Source organism: Commensalibacter sp. Nvir (assembly GCF_963921845.1).
In the GTDB taxonomy this organism is placed as follows: Bacteria; Pseudomonadota; Alphaproteobacteria; order Acetobacterales; family Acetobacteraceae; genus Commensalibacter.
The window spans coordinates 1-1596 of the sequence record NZ_CAWUGZ010000087.1 but is presented as its reverse complement, the minus strand read 5'-3'; the positions used below and the strand labels follow the sequence as shown (position 1 = coordinate 1596).

The following is a 1596-nucleotide window of genomic DNA, read 5'->3' as shown; positions in this document are numbered from 1 at the left end:
TTTTTAGATTGAAAAACTATTTGATTTTATAGTGCAATGATAACGATATCTTTAAAAAAAGTAATTTTGAAGACTATAAAAAAATATACCTTCAAAATTACTATGTATTAATTATCTTAAAAGCAATTTATTTAAATTTTTACCTAACTTTAAAAAGGTTATTATCTCCCAGTAATAACAACACTGCAGCATTACGATACGCGGGATCTACAGTACCCATGGCAATATTATTAAAATTGAATACTCTTCCGTCGCGATTAATTTTTCCTACGAATTTATTATTACTATCAAAAATTTTTCCTTTTTTTGTAATACGACCAATGTTTTGATTGTTTGCATTATAGACATATCCGTTTTTATGAATTTGTCCTAGGTTAGTATTATTGCCATTAAAAATATTACCATGGCTGTCTATGCGTCCTATACATTGATTGGTAGTATTGTAAATGTAACCTCCACGATCAATTCTTGATAATTGTATATTATATACTGCACTGGGTTGTATCATGGCTACGGGAGCGACCGCTACTACAGGTGCAACAGGTACTGCAGAGGCCGCTTGTTGAGTTGCATCAACAGCAAAACTCGAACCCCCTATTAATCCAAAACCTAAAGCAGTTATTGCAAATAATTTCATATTTAACTTCATTTTTTCCTCTTCAATAAATTAAGTGGTCAAAAGACACGTAACTATCAGAAGCAAGCAAATATTATTTTTATTGTACATTAAATGATTAGCGCAAAGGAATTATCCTGGGTATAACCCTAAGCATTCTATCGCATCAATTGCTAAACACCTAGTAAATACTATAGCATATCCTTTGACAAAATCAGAATTAATTACTTTAGACAGAATAAATATACAATAATAAAAGTAAGCATATTCTGATACTTAAAAAATATCAAGGTGCAACGGAGCATACTTTCAATCGCAAGCATTATGATGTTACGCAGTTTATGGTAATTTTTTTTATTTTAAAAGCTTAAATGCAGTTTGTGGATGGTGGGGATCTACACGACCAAGATATTCCCCTGAGGCTTTATAAACATTACCTTTCTCATCTACTTTACCCTTAAATTGACCCGATTGATCATAAATACTTCCATCCAAATCTATGCGACCTTCATAGATACCAGAGGAACTGTAGATATTGCCATTTTCTTCAACTCTCCCTTTATATCCCCCCTGCCTATTGTATAAATCACCTTGTGAATTTTGTCTTCCTCGGTAATTACCCCTATCATCATATAAACTACCATCTTTGTCCATCCTACCAAGATAATTACCATTTTTATCGTAAATAGGACCTTGGGCACACAAGAGTGGCATACTCAAAATTAATATTAAAACAATAAAACTTAAATAATACCAAAACCATTTATTAAATCGTTCTTTGCCATAAATCATCAGGACCATCCTCCTCGTCATTCATGCTTACGACTATACTAAAATTACTTAATATTTTAGGAAACCAATAAATTTATTCTTTTATTTTTAATAAGCACTTTATAGGTTCATTATATATTCATTAAAAATAATTTGAATAATAAATAATATTCACATAATGTTTATTAAAGCAGTATACTATTCTACCT

General features: G+C 30.6%; 2 protein-coding genes. Both read right to left on the bottom strand.

The annotated features are described in order from the left end of the window. Positions 1-139 precede the first annotated feature (139 nt). The gene (locus AABE15_RS05935; RefSeq protein WP_338330367.1) at positions 140-649 is read right to left on the bottom strand and encodes a 5-fold beta-flower protein; all 510 of its coding nucleotides are present in this window, start codon (positions 647-649) and stop codon (positions 140-142) included. Positions 650-970: 321 nt separating this feature from the next. Then, on the bottom strand, positions 971-1417 hold the full coding sequence (locus AABE15_RS05930; RefSeq protein WP_338330366.1) for a type IV secretion protein Rhs: 447 nt from the start codon (positions 1415-1417) through the stop codon (positions 971-973). Positions 1418-1596 lie beyond the last annotated feature (179 nt).

What these genes read in the sequence shown, in the direction of transcription:
- AABE15_RS05935 (WP_338330367.1), bottom strand. Translation starts at nt 649, where the DNA reads ATGAAGTTAAATATGAAATTATTTGCAATAACTGCTTTAGGTTTTGGA.
- AABE15_RS05930 (WP_338330366.1), bottom strand. Translation starts at nt 1,417, where the DNA reads ATGGTCCTGATGATTTATGGCAAAGAACGATTTAATAAATGGTTTTGG.